We start from the raw sequence: 14978 nt of genomic DNA on the forward strand, positions 1-14978 counted from the left end.
AAGAAAATGGCGGGGATGATGTATTTGTACACTATCGTCAAATTAATAGTAACGGTTACGACCGTGTTTCCCTTAATGAAGGTCAAAAAGTGACTTTTGAGATCGGCAAAGGCGAAAAAGGCTTACAAGCTGAAAACGTTACTGGTCTTTAAGAACATCTAATGGGCAGAGAAATCTGTCCATATTTTAAACACTTCTATAAAGAGACCAATAGGTCTTTTTATGAATTGCTTAAAGGAAACGTATGAAAAGTAAAGAAGCTGTTTTAGAAGCGTTAAAAGAAGGTAAAAATCTTATTAGTAGTATCACTGGGTTGCAATATACTCTAATTAATGGGATATTACATACTCGTCATAGTGAAAGAAGTGACTGGAACCAAAGTGAACTTAATTTTTACAATCCACCATCTTGGCTCAACCTCAAAATAATAGAAGAAAAATCTGCCAATATATAAGATTTAACAGAGTCTTATGGACTCTGCTGTTTCATATATTAAAATCTCTACTTTCTCATCCAAAAATACTATTTTATAGTTTTTTTCGATAATTTAAATGTACTCAAACTGTTTTAAAGCCCTAAAATACTTTAGGTGGTCCTTTATTATCGTTGTAACTAACTATTTAGCTACAGTATTTTATTACAGATTTATAATCCAGCATTTGCATCAAGTATCCCAGATAGGTGTGTGGTGATCGTAATGTCTTTTTCGTTAATTATAATATCTTCTATGGTTGCTTTCTCTAAACGCCCGGTAACATTTAGATCTCCCTGAGAAACTGCATTTAAGGCTTTATTCGCTTTCACAATACCTTCGTCAATTTTTTCCCCATAATCAAATTCTATGAGGCTTTCGAGATAAGATTGGATAGGTGCCAGTTCTGCAGCATCAATCAATAGATCAAAAAGATCGCTGTTTGTAGTTGAGTCATATACCAGTTCATCAAAAATAAGGGTTCTGGTTTCTTTATCGATTTTTGGTGAACCGGTAAAAGTTATCTCTCCGTCAATATCGAACCAATTGAACTTATCAAGAGATCTCAACCATTCATCTCTGTTATCGTAATTTATATGTGCAGATATCTTTAATCGTCCATCACTACTTTTTCCTATTTTAGGATCGGATATCTTTAGCATTCCAGGCATCACACTTTTTACTAAATCTATTGAATAGACGTCCGAATATTTTTTGTTTGATCTGGCTAATAACTCTTCATATGTGATCAAGACAGGAAGATGAAAATTAAATTTCCCTTTTTGGTAGCAGATCGTTTCAAGATCTGTGATCTTTGTCTTATTATAATCTGCAGGAGGCTTTCCTAAAAGAATCTGTGTTTGACCTCTTGCACTTATCGTGCTTCGTAGAACATGGTCAACGATATCAATTTGAGAACAGGAAGCAACATCGGGTTGAAATAATAGATAGGTATTAGTATCATCATCTATTTTTAAAGGCTCTTGTATGTCTTCCCACTGTTCTTCCATTCTTCCTTTAATGTCAAGTTTTCCAAGAAGTTCTGGTACACGCTTTGCAAATTTATCCATTCTTTTTCGAAGCTTAGGTTCTATGACTTTTTTAATATCTATGTTGAATAGATCGAACAGTTTTAATTTGGGATTCTTTGACCACCTAAAATCATGGTCTATGTCAACAGAAATAGTCCAGTCCTTATTGATATGTAGTTTAGCATTGAGATATAGGACTGCAGCGGCTCTTGCAGTACCGTATACATATCCATCTGCAGATGCTTCTGCCTTAACTGGAAATGCAAATGTCAATGTTGGGCCTTTGCCAGTAAGCAAGATACGTCCGTTTCTTTTTACCCAACCTTTTACATCACATTTTACTTTCGGTACTGTTCTGAAGTCTCTGGTCCAATCTTTACAAGAGATTTTAAAGCCTTTTATTTTACATTTTGGAATGAAAGGTACCTTCATATCTTGTGGTCTTACACACTCCTTGCCACGCTCATCTAGGACAGCTATATCATTTGGAACATATTCATTCAGGTATTTTTCCAAGACACTGAGATCTGCTTGTATAGGCAGCGTAATAATGGACTCTTCATGTATCTGTTTGTTGGCAATAGCACTACTTGGATAAAAAAAAATAAGAAATAGCAAAACGCAGATAAAATGATTTATAACAATGGAGTGTTTCGTTTTACACATAGGACTCTCTTCGGTTATTATTGGTATCCAGACGGAATAAAAAATATACAATTAAGTGTACAATACTTTTATTTTAATTCTTATATAGTTATGTAAATATAACTTAGCATCATATGTCATTTTAGCGTAAAATACTAAGTATTAGTGTTTATTAGAAGTACATCTTGGTATTTCATATTTAGCACTTAACTCTATTTCGATATAATCAATAAAAAAAGAGATTGTTGATGAAAATTCTTTTATTATTATTTACACCATTATTTATTTTTGCAAAGGTACATTATGCACAAGTTGAACCTTATGAATCTGTTACATTGAAGTCTGCTGTTAGTGCATTGGTGATGGATGTAGATCTCGAAGCTGAAGGGAGTGTAGTGGATCAAAAACGTGTTATTTATTTGGATGACCGTTTGGATAAAATTAACTTGAAAACATCAAGAGAAAATCTTCTCATCCTCCATGAAACATTAAAACGACAAGAGTCATATTTTCAACGTATCGATAAGTTGAAAACAGCATCTACGACCCAAAAAGACAATGCTTTTTACAGTTTTGCTTCTGCAAAAACACAGTATTTGGATATGCAGTATAAGATTGCTCAGCTTGAAGATAGTATTGAAAAAAAATCCATTGTACTTCACCATATGTATTTGTATGAAATTATGGTACGCAAAGGAGACTATGTAGCTCCGGGTTCTCCTTTAGCAAGAGTAGTTGATGCGAGCAGAGCAAAGTTGGTACTTTTTTTAGAACCTTCTGAATTGGAGCAGATAGGGCAAAAAATGGTCTACCTTAATGGTGAAAAAACAGAGTATAAAGTAGATAAAGTATGGAGAGTGGCAGATGAGAAGTTCATCTCTTCTTATCGTGCAGAGATTTATATTACTGCACCTGAAGGATCATTTTCCAAACTGATGAAAGTAGAGATAAAATAAACTAATAATAGAGCAAAGGTATCTACTTGAGTATTATGATGCACATGTTATATAGAGGTTAAAGTAAGGAGAGTGATAGTATAAGATCCCTCTCATTGATTGAAAAAAGATCAATCTATTTTGACCATTTTTCGTCGCATATAGGCTATTTTACTCTGTAGTGGCAAATCTTTAGGACAGTAGTCTTCGCATGCGAGTAAACTCATACATCCAAATATTCCCTCATCATCGCCAATGAGTTCATAAAAGTCCTCATCTGTCCTACTATCATGCGGGTCTATAGAGAATCTAGCAACTCTATTGAGGCCCACAGCACCCACAAAATCTTCTCTCATAATAGCCGTAGAGCAGCCTGCCACACATAATCCACACTCTATACATCTATCAAGCTCAAAGACTTCATCGGCAACCTCCGGCTCTATTCTCTTCTCCAATTTAGATATATCATACTCCTCATTGGAAACGATCCAACTATTGACTCTCATACTCATATTTTTCATCCATGAACCAGTGTCAACCGATAGATCTTTGATAAGTTTAAATGTTGGTAGAGGTAAAAGCTCTATTTTGCCATCTTCAAATTCACTGGTCAGTGTTCTACATGCCAATTTTGGCTTTCCATTGATAATCATTCCACAAGCACCACAAATTCCAGCACGACATACAAAATCTGAACTCAAATCATGATCGATAGACGCTTTTATTTTACTCAAAGCAATATAGAGTGTCATACCTGGTGTCTCTTCTAGTGTATAATCAACAAAAGTTGGTTGTGAATTTTCATCAGATGGATTATATTTTAGTGTTGTTATGGTGATCTCTCTACTCATCTTCATCTCCTAATCTCTGATTGATGCTTTTGTACTCTGCTTGTAGTTCGTAAGGCATGAGTTTCTCTTGGAGTTCATATCTGTCACCTTGATGTTCTTCAATGATTTTATCTATTTCCTCTTGTCTTTTTTGACTCAGTGGATTTTCGATGATAAACCCTTTTTTACCATATCCTCTGAAGCCAGGAGGCATTTCCATCTTCATGATATCAAGCTCTTCATAGGCTAAAGTCGGCTCCAAATCATTTTCATTTGCCCAATAACTCAGTGTTCTGTTAAGCCAGTTTTCATCATCTCTCTTCAGATAATCTTCTCTATAGTGGGCACCTCTACTCTCTGTTCTATCTCTTGCACCTTTGGCAACACATAGAGCTACTTTAAGCATCATCGGCACTTTGTAAGCCTCTTCAAGTTCTTGATTTAGAAGTCTATGTTTATTGGTAATATTGATATTTTTTGTCTTCTTCAGTAGCTCTTTTAACTCTTCTACCGCATCTTCTAAATCTTTGCCATTTCTAAAGATTCCCACTTTCTCCTGCATAATATTTCGCATCTCATCTTTAATGTCATAGATACTTTCTGTTCCGTCAAGTGCTAAAAGTTCATCAAGGTAGTTATTTTGTTTAGTTAACTCATCCTGAACTACTTTTGTATCTATAGTAATATCGGTTTCTTTACAATAATCAGCAAAATAGTTACCTACGATCATACCGGAGACAACTGTTTCACTAACTGAATTTCCACCCAGTCTGTTAAATCCGTGCATATCCCAGCATGCAGCTTCACCACAAGAGAAGAGTCCTTTGACATTAACACTTTGACCTTTTGGCGTGGTTCTGATCCCGCCCATTGAGTAGTGTTGCATTGGAAGCACAGGCATCCAACCTTTTTCACCTTCATCTGCAGGGTCAATCCCATTAAACGTTTTACTAATGTCTTGTACATCTCGTAGATTTTTTTCTATATGCTCTCGACCCAAAATAGAAATATCAAGCCATAAGTGGTCTCCATAAGGTGACTTCACACCTTTGCCCTTTTTGATATGTTCCAACATTCTCCGGCTCACAACATCCCTGCTTGCCAAATCCTTCTTTTCAGGTTCATAATCAGGCATAAATCTATAACCATCTTTATCTCTTAGCACACCACCATCTCCTCGACACCCTTCAGTGAGCAAAATCCCTGATGGAACAATAGGCGTTGGATGAAACTGAATTGCTTCCATATTGCCCAGATAAGCACCTGCATCTAAAGCAATAGCATGTCCTGTTCCTTTACAGATAGTAGCATTTGTAGACTGCTTATAGATTCGACCATACCCACCTGTTGCGATCATGGTTCCTTTGGCTACATAAGCAACGAGTTCACCATTTTTTAGATCTCGTACAATGGCTCCAAAACATTGACCATCTTTGGTTATAAGAGAGATAGCCTCTTTTTTATCTTCTATAACCACTCCCCGTTTCATTGCCTCATTTGTTACAGCGTAAAGCATCGTATGACCTGTGGCATCTGCAGTATAACAAGTTCTCCACTTCTTCGTCCCGCCAAAGTCTCTTGCTGTAATGAGACCATGGGCTTCATCTTTCTCAGTAATGGTGGTCTTTTCAGCATTAATAACAGTTTCTCTGTCCCCTTTTTTAACGCGACTCCAAGGTACACCCCAAGCGGCTAACTCACGAATCGCTTTAGGAGCAGTGTTTACAAACATTCTTGCTACCTCTTGGTCACAACCCCAATCACTTCCCTTAACTGTATCTGAAAAGTGAACATCTTCATTGTCACCCTCTCCCATAATACTATTTCCAAGACTCGCTTGCATTCCCCCCTGGGCAGCAGCAGAATGTGAACGCTTCACGGGAACGAGACTAAGAACAATAGTATCTAAACCTTTATCTGTTGTCGAAATTGCCGAACGTAAACCTGCTAATCCTCCACCAATGATCAAAGCGTCAGTATATTTAATTTGCATTTTTTACCTCTACTTGTGGTATATATCTCTCTCCATAGTTTGCTTGATGTTCAGCTCCTATCTTCATATAGGCAAGAAGTGTAGCTACACCCAGTGTCAACATTACTCCACTTAATATCCACTTTGCTTTTTTCAGTCGTGCACGACTTTTTTTAGGATCATCACCTTCAAACCATCCCCACTTTACACTTAATCTGTATAGACCGATCGCACCATGAAATTCGACAGCAGCAAGTAACATAATATAGAGCGGCCACATCATGTCAGTATAGACTCTGTCAGATGAAGCATATGGACCAATATTACCTGGATTGGTTAACATGATATAGAGATGTACTGAACCCAAAAAGAAGAGTGCAAAACCTGTACCCACTTGAATGATCCAGAGTTTTGTATCTCCGTGATTCATGAGATTTGAATGGGTTTTTAGACGAAGAAACTCTCTATAAGATATGGGAAATTTACGTAGAGCTAAAAAAGCATGAAAGATAAAAATAATAAATACAATCAAGATAGTAATAAAAACAGGAACAGTGCTTCCCCCTTCAAATAGAAAGCTAAGTTCAAAAGCTTTGGTGACAGAGAGCATAAAATCTTTACTAATAAGTATGGTCGAGACGAAAAGCATGTGAAATATCATAAAAATGGCTAAAAATAAGCCTGTGGCACTTTGTAGAAAATCGAGTCTTGCAGGTATCCGACTCTTCTTCTTTTGAGTGGTTTGCCCTAAAAGACTTTCTACTATTCTCTCTTTAGACATAGTATGATCCTTTTTCAATTAATATCAATTTAGGTTTGAATATGGTCAGGAAGCCGAAGGCTTCCAATGATTATACAGGTAGAAGAGCTACTTGCTGTTGAAGAAAAGTATCGATCTCTTTAATTACGGTGTCCATATCCCTCTCTCCATCAATTACTTTGAGCAGGTTATTATGATTATAGAATTCTTCTATCTCTGCTATTGTCTCTTGATAGATTCTCATTGTATTCTTAAATAGATCATTATCTTTTGTATCACTACTTTTTGCGACACGCTCTTTAGCCACATCTTCACTTACTCTTATTTCAATTACAGAACTAAGCTCTATTCCCTTAATATTGTTCAGAGCATCCGCAAAAAACTTCATTTGTTTCTCTTTTCTAGGGAAGCCATCAAGTAAAATGATGTCAGTTGGTGCATTTCTGACTGCTTCAACTATGGTGTCGATCACAATGTCAGTCGGAACTAATTCACCTCTTTCAATAAATCCTTTGTTTATCTTTCCTAACTTGCTATCTTTTGCTATTTCATTTTTTAATAGATCACCTGTAGAGTAATGCGTGATATCCACATGGTTTTTGGCAATATGACTGCCATCAGTTGTTTTACCTGAACCTGGTGCTCCAATAAGAAGTATGAGCTTTTTTGACATTTGTATCTCCTAAAGTAAGTGTATATGTATTAAATTATAACCAATATCATGTTCAAGTATAATTAGGGCCCCTCTAAAAAATACAATTCTAGAAGCTAAGATCAATCCATCCCAATTTTTCCAATAAATATGTATAATAGCATTTATTAAAATGGATAAATTTCATAAAAAATCGTTTATGATGATAATAAAATTTTACCATCATAAAATAACAGTTTGCTATAATACTGTAAACAACTAAAATCGATGGGAAAAAGATGAATTTAGAAGAACTAGATAAAAAGTATGTACTTCAGACTTATGCTCGTGATTACACGAATTTTGTAAAAGGTGTGGGTTCAACACTTTATGATGACAAAGGAAATGACTATATAGACTTTGCAGCGGGTATAGCTGTGAGCTCCGTAGGTCATGGAAATGAGAAGCTTGTAGAAGCTATCTGTGAACAGGCAAAAAATATTATACACATTTCTAACTTGCAGGTCATAGAACCTCAAGTGAAACTGGCAAAAAGAATGGTTGAACTGAGCGGATATGATATGGGAGTATTTTTTGCAAACTCAGGTGCAGAAGCGAATGAAGGTGCTATCAAGATAGCACGTAAATATGGTGAAACTATGTTTGATAACAAACGCTATAAGGTGATCACGCTTGAGCATTCATTTCACGGACGAACCATTACTACTGTAAAGGCTACAGGACAAGAAAGTTTCCATACACCGCACTTTTCACCGTATCCAGCGGGATTTTCTTATGAAAAATCTATAGAAGATGTCTATAAAGCCATAGATGACGAAACCGTCGCTGTACTTATTGAGCTGGTGCAAGGAGAGGGTGGTGTTCAGCCCTTTGAAAAAGAAGAGATACAGAAATTGGCATCACATCTAAAGTCAGAAGGTATTTTACTTATAGTAGATGAAGTGCAAACAGGTGTATATAGAACAGGTGAATTTCTAGCTTCAAATTTATATGAGATAGAGCCAGATATCATCACTCTGGCAAAGGGTCTTGGAGGCGGAGTACCAATAGGTGCAGTCATGACCAAGCATAAAGAGATATTGAGTGCGGGTGATCATGGAAGCACTTTTGGAGGTAATTACCTTAGTACTGCTGCAGGGCTTGCAGTTTTAGATATATTGTACCCTTTATATGATAACGGTACTATAGATGAAACTTTGGTCTATTTTTCACAAAAACTACAAGATGTGGTTGTGAAATATGAGAACTTATTTGAAAAAGAAGTAGGGTTAGGACTTATGCGTGGACTTCGTGCTAAGAGTGCTGAAATTCAAGTTGCAGTCATTAAAAATGCGATGAAAGAGGGTGTGATCGTACTGAAAGCAGGACGTAATACTGTCCGTTTCTTGCCAAGTATCACCATCAGTAAAAATGAAATTGATGAAGGGTTTAAACGTTTTGAAAAAGCTATTTCTTCTTTGTAGTTTAGTGGTATCATCTGTGATTCATGCAGATGAATTGGGTGATATTCTCTCAGACAATAAAGAATTACTTTTTGACTATCAGTTTCAAAGTAATGAACTTGAGAGTGATATGCTTTCAAAAAGCTGGATGAACCCAATAAGGTTTCAATACAATAAGAATTATTCGGAACAGTTTGTAGATTCTACAAGAATAACAGGAGGTTACTCTATTATCATAGATCAACCTATTTTTAAATCAGGTGGGATCTACTATGGGATTAAATATTCTCAAGCACTTCGCCATGCGAATAAAGCAGAATTGACACTTCAAAAACGTACCATGATAGGAGATGCTATCTCTATACTTTTCAACATCGAAAAAACAAAGCTTGAGCAAGAAAAAATGAAATATCAGATCAAAAATGATGCCATTGATATACGGCAAAAGCGTGACAGTTATGATGCTGGTTTGTTAGACAGTAGCTTTTTGGATCAAGCCATTTTGAAAAAGAGTCAGGATGAAACGGCATTGCTTGAGATGGAGCTGACATTGATGGAGTTAAACCAGAAATTCTCCCTTTTAAGTGATAAGGATCCAAACACACTGCGACTTCCCATATTAAAATTAATGAGTAAGTCAGATTATAGCGTACAGAATCTTGAACTCGAAAGGGACAGATCCCGTGCTGAACAGGCAGCATATAATGCAAAAGTGACATGGGCAAAGTACCTTCCTACTATTTCATTACAAGGACAGTACACAGATGCGGATCTTAACCCATTTTTTGCTTCAAATCCAGATATACAAGAGAAATACTATACTTATGGGTTTACTATTTCTATGCCATTGGATATCAACTCTTTTTCTGATATTGAAGCAAGTAAAGTTGAAAAATTAAAAGCAGCAGTAGAAGTAATAGATAGAAAAGAGACTGTAGATAAAGAGTATGATTGGATAGATAATAGTCTAAGTATATTAGATAAAAAAATCAGATTGGCCCAAAAAGATGAAAAAGTCTATAAAAGCCTTTATCGTCTGACCAAGAACCTTGCTGATGCAGGAGAAAAGACCTCTTTTGATGCGGATATTATGCATAACTCTTTACAGATTAGAAAGATAGATCAAAAGATATATGAGATAGATAAACAGATACAGTTATTGAAACTTTATGTTCGGGTAGAGAATGCAATTTAGTACTTATATGAATGAGTGGCTGTATGGTGAAGAGGGCTATTATAAACATTTTAAAGCCATAGGTAAATCAGGAGATTTCTATACAGCGGTAAGTACAAGCAGATTTTTTGGTGCAAGTATTGCCAATTATTTTTATTCTCTTTTAAAAGAGAATAAAGCAGATAGAAACGGTTGGCTTATTGAGATAGGAGCACATCAGGGATATCTGATTTGTGATATGATACAGTGGCTTTATACTTGTGATCCGACTTTGGTCAATACACTCAAATTTGGTATTGTAGAACGTCAGCCTGAGGTTCAAAAAGCACAGTTAGCTTATATTCAAGAACGTTTTGGTGACGATATACAGATCACACATTTTAATGATATTTCAGAAGTGAAAGCAGCCTATGCTTTTGTAGTAGCCAATGAAATTTTTGATGCTTTTCCTTGTGAGCTTTTAAAAGATGAAAAGATAGCTGTTGTAAAAGAGCATCAGATAGAATGGATAGATGCACCTGCTGAGATGTTAACATGGGCAAAGAAACATCATTTAACACAAGGTGAAATAGCTGTAGGCTATGAGGAGTTTGCAAAAGAGATGGCAAGTGGCATTGAAAAATGTGATTTTGTCTCTTTTGATTATGGTGAAAAGTATGTACGTAATGATTTTTCCATACGTGTCTATAGATCACATGAGACTTTTCCTCTGTTTGATGAAGAATTGGCATTAGTTGACTCCTATAAAAAAGATGACATTACCTATGATGTGAATTTTGGACATGTGAGTGAAGCATTTGTTGAAGCAGGTTTTGAAGAAGTCTCTTATGAAACACAGGCACGTGCTTTAATACGTTTTGGACTGATTGATATACTTGAACAGTTTTCAAAGCAGACGACGCAAGCAAGGTATGTAAGTGAAGCTGACAAGATAAAAACACTGATATCTCCCACTATGATGGGAGATAGATTTAAAATGGTTCATTTTAGCAAGTAAATAAACTACTATCTTGTCGATTTAATCATTTTGCATCGTTTTATCGAAGCATCTTCGCTTCCAAACATTGCTGCATATTTATCAAACTTCTCTTGTGTTATCATGGCTATACACTCTTCTTTGTTCATGGAATCCGGTGTAGATATAGGTGCCAGTACAGGCGTCTTTACAGTTTCTTTTTTCTTTGTATCTTCGGGATACATATATGCTGCATTAAAATTTGTATCATCAATCTCTTTTAATTTTATTTTTTTATTTGGTGGAGGTGGCAGATAAGTCTGTTTCACTACATGTGCTGTATTTTTATCTTTATCTTTTACTGTAGGTTGATCACATCCTGCTAAGAGTATAAGTATAGTGATAGTAATGATGCTATATTTCATAGGTACTCCTCCATTCAATAATGATACACTTATTTTAATATAATCTATGGCGAATTGCAACAACAGCGTTCAGAATAGAATAGATAAATACCATGCATGTATAGAGGTAGGATTTATGTAAGATAGGCGAAGCGGTTATTGGCTAATCACTGCGACTGCAATGGCAAATCCGCCATCATGGCTAATGGAGAGTGAACATGCTGTAATCTTATGTGTTTTTTGTGCTTCTTCACCAAGTGAAAATATTGGTGCTCCACGGAAGTCTTTAGATATGATAATATCATGAAAAGACAGTTCACTCCCGATCCCGCACCCTAGTGCTTTTGCAATAGCCTCTTTCGCTGCCCAAAATCCAGCGATGGATGCTGGTTTTTTTACTAGTTCTATCTCTTCTGGATGCAAAAAACGCTGTTTGAATTTATCACCGAATTGTGCTAATGATTTTTCGATTCTGTTGATCTGTACAATATCTGTTCCTATTTTCATATAAGTATTATATCTACTACATCCACTCAACCACTTTAGAAACCTCATCTGCGATAAAACATTTAATATTTGATTTTTCAAGAGGCTTATTGGGTATAACAGCTTTTGTAAACCCTTGTGTCTCTATCTCTTTGAGGCGTTGGGTAAGTCCTGAGATTTCACGTATCTCACCAGTGAGGCTCACTTCACCCAGAAACAGTGTCTCTGCACTCAGTTCTCTGTCTCTATAACTACTTAAGATAGCTGCAATGATCGCAAGGTCAGCAGAAGGCTCATTGATCTTGATACCTCCTGAAACATTGATAAATACATCATAAGTACCAAGAGGCAGATCAAGTTTCTTTTCCAGTAGCGCCAATAGCATGCCTAGACGATTGTTATCAAAACCTGTAGAACTTCTTTTGGCATGTCCGTATGACTCTGAAACCAAGGCTTGTACTTCTACGATAATGGGACGGCTTCCCTCCATAATGACAGTGAGTGCTGAACCAGATTGCAGTTTTTCTTTGTTGAAAAATTTTCCTGCCATACTCTTTGCATCGTTCAGACCTTCTTTATTCATCTCAAATATACCCACTTCATTGGTCGCCCCAAAACGATTTTTAAATCCACGTAATAGACGTAGATCAGAGTTTGTATCACCTTCGAAATATAGAACAGTATCTACCATGTGTTCAAGGACTCTAGGACCAGCTATGGAACCATCCTTTGTGATATGTCCGATAATAAAGATAGGTATCTGCAAAGACTTTGCGATACGCATAAGCTCAAAAGTGATCGTACGTACTTGCGTTACTGAACCGGGTGCAGAGGGTGTTTCATCAGAATAGAGTGTTTGTATGGAGTCTATGACTATGAGTTCATAGTTTTGGTTGTTTATTTCTGATATAACAGAGCTAAGATTTATCTCTGGAAGAAGATAAAGGTCATCATGGTTCGCTTCTAGTCTGTTAGCTCGAAGTTTTATTTGTCCAGCAGACTCTTCTCCTGAGACATATAGGACTTTTTTTGTAGTTCTTGCAAGATTCCCCGCTATTTTGAGTAAAAGGGTAGATTTTCCTACACCTGGGCTACCCCCAATAAGTGTAAGTGAGCCTGGAACAATGCCTCCACCCAGTACCAGATCAAGTTCTCCACTTCCTGAAGAGAAACGGACTATATTATCTTCTTCTATCTGTGTAATAGGTTTTGCTTTTGGTAAGGTTGAACCTGAAGCACTAGAACTTGAAGTTTCTTTTAAAAACTTAATTTGATCAGCACTCAGTTCAATCATTGTTTCCCATTGATCACAAGAAGTACATTTCCCCATCCATCTAGGAGACTGAAATCCGCATGCCTGACACTCAAATAATGTTTTTTTCTTTGCCATGATTAACCTTCTGTTCTATTATGATGGTTATTATATGTCTAAATAATGAGAGAAGTAGAAAATATGTCATATTGACATATTATTGAGAGTATACCAATGTAAATAATTCCCTGACCGATGGAAGAAATACTATTGAGGTAAATATTTTTTAGTTTTTAATACTTTTGGTTATAATTTCTACATATGCGAAGGATACTTAGTGACATTCAACACAATTAAGCAGCTTTTTTATGGTCTTTATCTGACAAACAGTTTTGGATATAGATTAAGAAAAATCAATGACCCCATGGAAATTAAAAGATTAAGACTTGCCTATTCAGAGGCACAGCTTGATACGTTACATATCTCAGTGAAGATAGAAAACCCAGAAAAACTACCTCAGAATGGTCAGTATCTTATCGTGGCCAATCATAAAAGCATCATAGATCCGCCTATTGTAGAAGTGGCACTTAAAGATACAGAAATATTTGGGCCATGGGTTTCCAAGAAAGAACTCTATAACTCTTTTTTCTTTGGACTTTTTGTACGTAATGCGGGCTCTATACTTCTTGACAGAGAAAAAAGCCAAATGAGCGGTTTTTTTGCCGAGACAAAAGAAGCAGTAAAGCGTGGAGAATCTATTTTCATCTTTCCTGAGGGTACACGAAATAAAACAGATAAACTTTTGACAACATTTAAAGAAGGATCACGTCTCATTGCTTTGAAAAATCGTTTATCTATATTGCCTCTATATATAAAAACAGATGCAAATAAAGTATTAAAGAATGCATTGAATGATAGTAAACTGGAACAAGAAGTGACCATCGTCATTGGAGATGTGATAGATTATAAAGAGAAAACAAGTCTTGAAACAGTGTATCGAAAAATGTTTTCTCTTAATGAAGAGAGTAATCCTTCCTAAATAAAGATTTCGTCTAGGATCGTATTGATATATTCATTTGCTTTGAATTTGATAAGATCTTGAGGCTGTTCCCCTGTACCTATATAAAAAATAGGCATTTTTAACTCATCTGCAATACTGAATACAGAACCACCTTTAGCTGTACCATCAAGTTTTGTAATGATAATGCCATCAATCCCGATCATTTCATTAAATGCTTTAGCCTGGTTGATGGATGAACTACCTTGTGTACCGTCAAGAATAAGAATTTTTCGATGTGGAGCACCGTCAAGTGCTTTGCCCGCGATACGGATCATTTTTTTTAACTCTTCACTCAGGTTTGTTTGCGTATGGAGTCTCCCTGCTGTATCGATGATGATATTATCAAAACCTTTTGCTTTTGCAGACTCTATAGTGTCATATACTACAGCAGATGGATCATGACCCTGTTGTGTTGCAATGATAGGAATTTCCAGCTTGTCTGCCCAACGTGTTAGTTGTTCTATTGCAGCGGCGCGAAAAGTATCTCCTGCACCAAGCATTACTTTTTTACCTTCTTGTTTGTAACGATATGCCAGTTTAGAGATGGTGGTGGTTTTCCCTGCACCATTGACACCTATGATCATTTCTACAAAAGGTTTTGCATCACTCTCTTTGAAGTCTGCTTTGTATTGAAAAATAGAGATAAGTGAGTTAAATGCCTGAATTTTATTGATCTTGTCAGGTAATCCATTTAAAAGTCTTTCTACAAGTTCATAATTTACATCTGCTTCAAGTAAGATATCTTCAAATTCATCTTTAGGAATCACTTTTCGTTTTGTTGGTGCAACATCTTTGATCGCATCACTGGTTTTACCCAATACTTTTTTTAATAAATTAAACATGCTGTATTACCTTAATTTTAATTGTTTTTTGGCTTGTTCTATATCGTATTCTATCATTTCTACAGG

General features: G+C 36.0%; 16 protein-coding genes. 7 read left to right on the forward strand and 9 right to left on the reverse strand.

All coding sequences use genetic code 11. The features are described 5' to 3' along the window. Both ABZC96_RS03230 and ABZC96_RS03235 read left to right on the forward strand, forming a co-directional pair. Positions 1-152, forward strand: a 152-nt coding sequence (locus ABZC96_RS03230; protein ID WP_373029060.1) for a cold-shock protein, incomplete at its 5' end; no start/stop codon positions are given. Between the two features lie 92 nt (positions 153-244). Continuing rightward, positions 245-454, forward strand: coding sequence for a hypothetical protein (locus ABZC96_RS03235; RefSeq protein WP_373029038.1), 210 nt, complete (start codon positions 245-247; stop codon positions 452-454). A gap of 191 nt (positions 455-645) precedes the next feature. Here the strand turns inward: ABZC96_RS03235 and ABZC96_RS03240 are convergent, their stop codons facing one another. Next, positions 646-2169 (reverse strand): DUF4403 family protein, encoded by a 1524-nt coding sequence (locus ABZC96_RS03240; RefSeq protein ID WP_373029039.1) that lies wholly within the window; start codon positions 2167-2169, stop codon positions 646-648. A gap of 227 nt (positions 2170-2396) precedes the next feature. Between ABZC96_RS03240 and ABZC96_RS03245 the strand changes: the two genes are divergently transcribed. Beyond that, positions 2397-3104, forward strand: a complete 708-nt coding sequence (locus ABZC96_RS03245; protein WP_373029041.1) for a hypothetical protein — start codon at positions 2397-2399, stop codon at positions 3102-3104. 110 nt (positions 3105-3214) lie between these two features. Here ABZC96_RS03245 and ABZC96_RS03250 read toward each other — a convergent pair whose 3' ends face one another. From ABZC96_RS03250 to ABZC96_RS03265, 4 genes are all read right to left on the reverse strand, one after another. Further along, positions 3215-3934, reverse strand: coding sequence for a fumarate reductase iron-sulfur subunit (locus tag ABZC96_RS03250; protein ID WP_373029043.1), 720 nt, complete (start codon positions 3932-3934; stop codon positions 3215-3217). Next, positions 3927-5906 carry a fumarate reductase flavoprotein subunit gene (locus tag ABZC96_RS03255; protein WP_373029044.1) on the reverse strand — a complete coding sequence of 660 codons (1980 nt, stop codon included), beginning with the start codon at positions 5904-5906 and terminating at the stop codon, positions 3927-3929. The genes ABZC96_RS03250 and ABZC96_RS03255 overlap by 8 nt, the downstream gene beginning before the upstream one ends. Further along, a complete protein-coding gene (locus ABZC96_RS03260) occupies positions 5896-6666 on the reverse strand; it encodes a fumarate reductase cytochrome b subunit (protein ID WP_373029045.1) in 771 nt (256 codons plus the stop codon). Before ABZC96_RS03260 ends, ABZC96_RS03255 begins: the two co-directional genes overlap by 11 nt. Positions 6667-6736: 70 nt before the next feature. After that, positions 6737-7318, reverse strand: a complete 582-nt coding sequence (locus tag ABZC96_RS03265; protein WP_373029046.1) for an adenylate kinase — start codon at positions 7316-7318, stop codon at positions 6737-6739. A 257-nt stretch (positions 7319-7575) separates the two neighbouring features. Here ABZC96_RS03265 and ABZC96_RS03270 point away from each other — a divergent pair, with 257 nt between their 5' ends. From ABZC96_RS03270 to ABZC96_RS03280, 3 genes are read left to right on the forward strand one after another with little or no spacing between them, the layout of a single operon-like run. Continuing rightward, positions 7576-8760, forward strand: a complete 1185-nt coding sequence (locus tag ABZC96_RS03270; RefSeq protein ID WP_373029048.1) for an aspartate aminotransferase family protein — start codon at positions 7576-7578, stop codon at positions 8758-8760. Further along, on the forward strand, positions 8735-9934 hold the full coding sequence (locus ABZC96_RS03275) for a TolC family protein (protein ID WP_373029050.1): 1200 nt from the start codon (positions 8735-8737) through the stop codon (positions 9932-9934). Before ABZC96_RS03270 ends, ABZC96_RS03275 begins: the two co-directional genes overlap by 26 nt. Further along, positions 9924-10910: an SAM-dependent methyltransferase gene (locus ABZC96_RS03280; protein WP_373029052.1), complete on the forward strand. Its 987-nt coding sequence runs from the start codon at positions 9924-9926 to the stop codon at positions 10908-10910. The genes ABZC96_RS03275 and ABZC96_RS03280 overlap by 11 nt, the downstream gene beginning before the upstream one ends. 8 nt (positions 10911-10918) lie before the next feature. On the opposite strand, the gene ABZC96_RS03285 is transcribed toward ABZC96_RS03280, so the two are convergent. The 3 genes from ABZC96_RS03285 to radA all read right to left on the reverse strand — a co-directional run bounded on the left by ABZC96_RS03285 (position 10919) and on the right by radA (position 13148). After that, entirely contained in the window at positions 10919-11293 is a 375-nt protein-coding gene (locus ABZC96_RS03285; protein WP_373029053.1) for a hypothetical protein, read from the reverse strand. Between the two features lie 135 nt (positions 11294-11428). Continuing rightward, positions 11429-11779 (reverse strand): holo-ACP synthase, encoded by a 351-nt coding sequence (gene acpS / locus ABZC96_RS03290; RefSeq protein ID WP_373029054.1) that lies wholly within the window; start codon positions 11777-11779, stop codon positions 11429-11431. 16 nt (positions 11780-11795) lie between these two features. Continuing rightward, positions 11796-13148: a DNA repair protein RadA gene (gene radA / locus ABZC96_RS03295; protein ID WP_373029056.1), complete on the reverse strand. Its 1353-nt coding sequence runs from the start codon at positions 13146-13148 to the stop codon at positions 11796-11798. 199 nt (positions 13149-13347) lie between these two features. On the opposite strand from radA, the gene ABZC96_RS03300 reads away from it, so the two are divergent. Next, entirely contained in the window at positions 13348-14049 is a 702-nt protein-coding gene (locus ABZC96_RS03300; RefSeq protein WP_373029058.1) for a lysophospholipid acyltransferase family protein, read from the forward strand. Here the strand turns inward: ABZC96_RS03300 and ftsY are convergent. After that, the gene (gene ftsY, locus ABZC96_RS03305) at positions 14046-14912 is read right to left on the reverse strand and encodes a signal recognition particle-docking protein FtsY (protein WP_373029059.1); all 867 of its coding nucleotides are present in this window, start codon (positions 14910-14912) and stop codon (positions 14046-14048) included. The two genes, ABZC96_RS03300 and ftsY, sit on opposite strands and share 4 nt — an antisense overlap. Positions 14913-14978: the final 66 nt, after the last annotated feature.

The sequence above is a fragment of the Sulfurovum sp. genome (assembly GCF_041551015.1).
Classification (GTDB): Bacteria; Campylobacterota; Campylobacteria; order Campylobacterales; family Sulfurovaceae; genus Sulfurovum.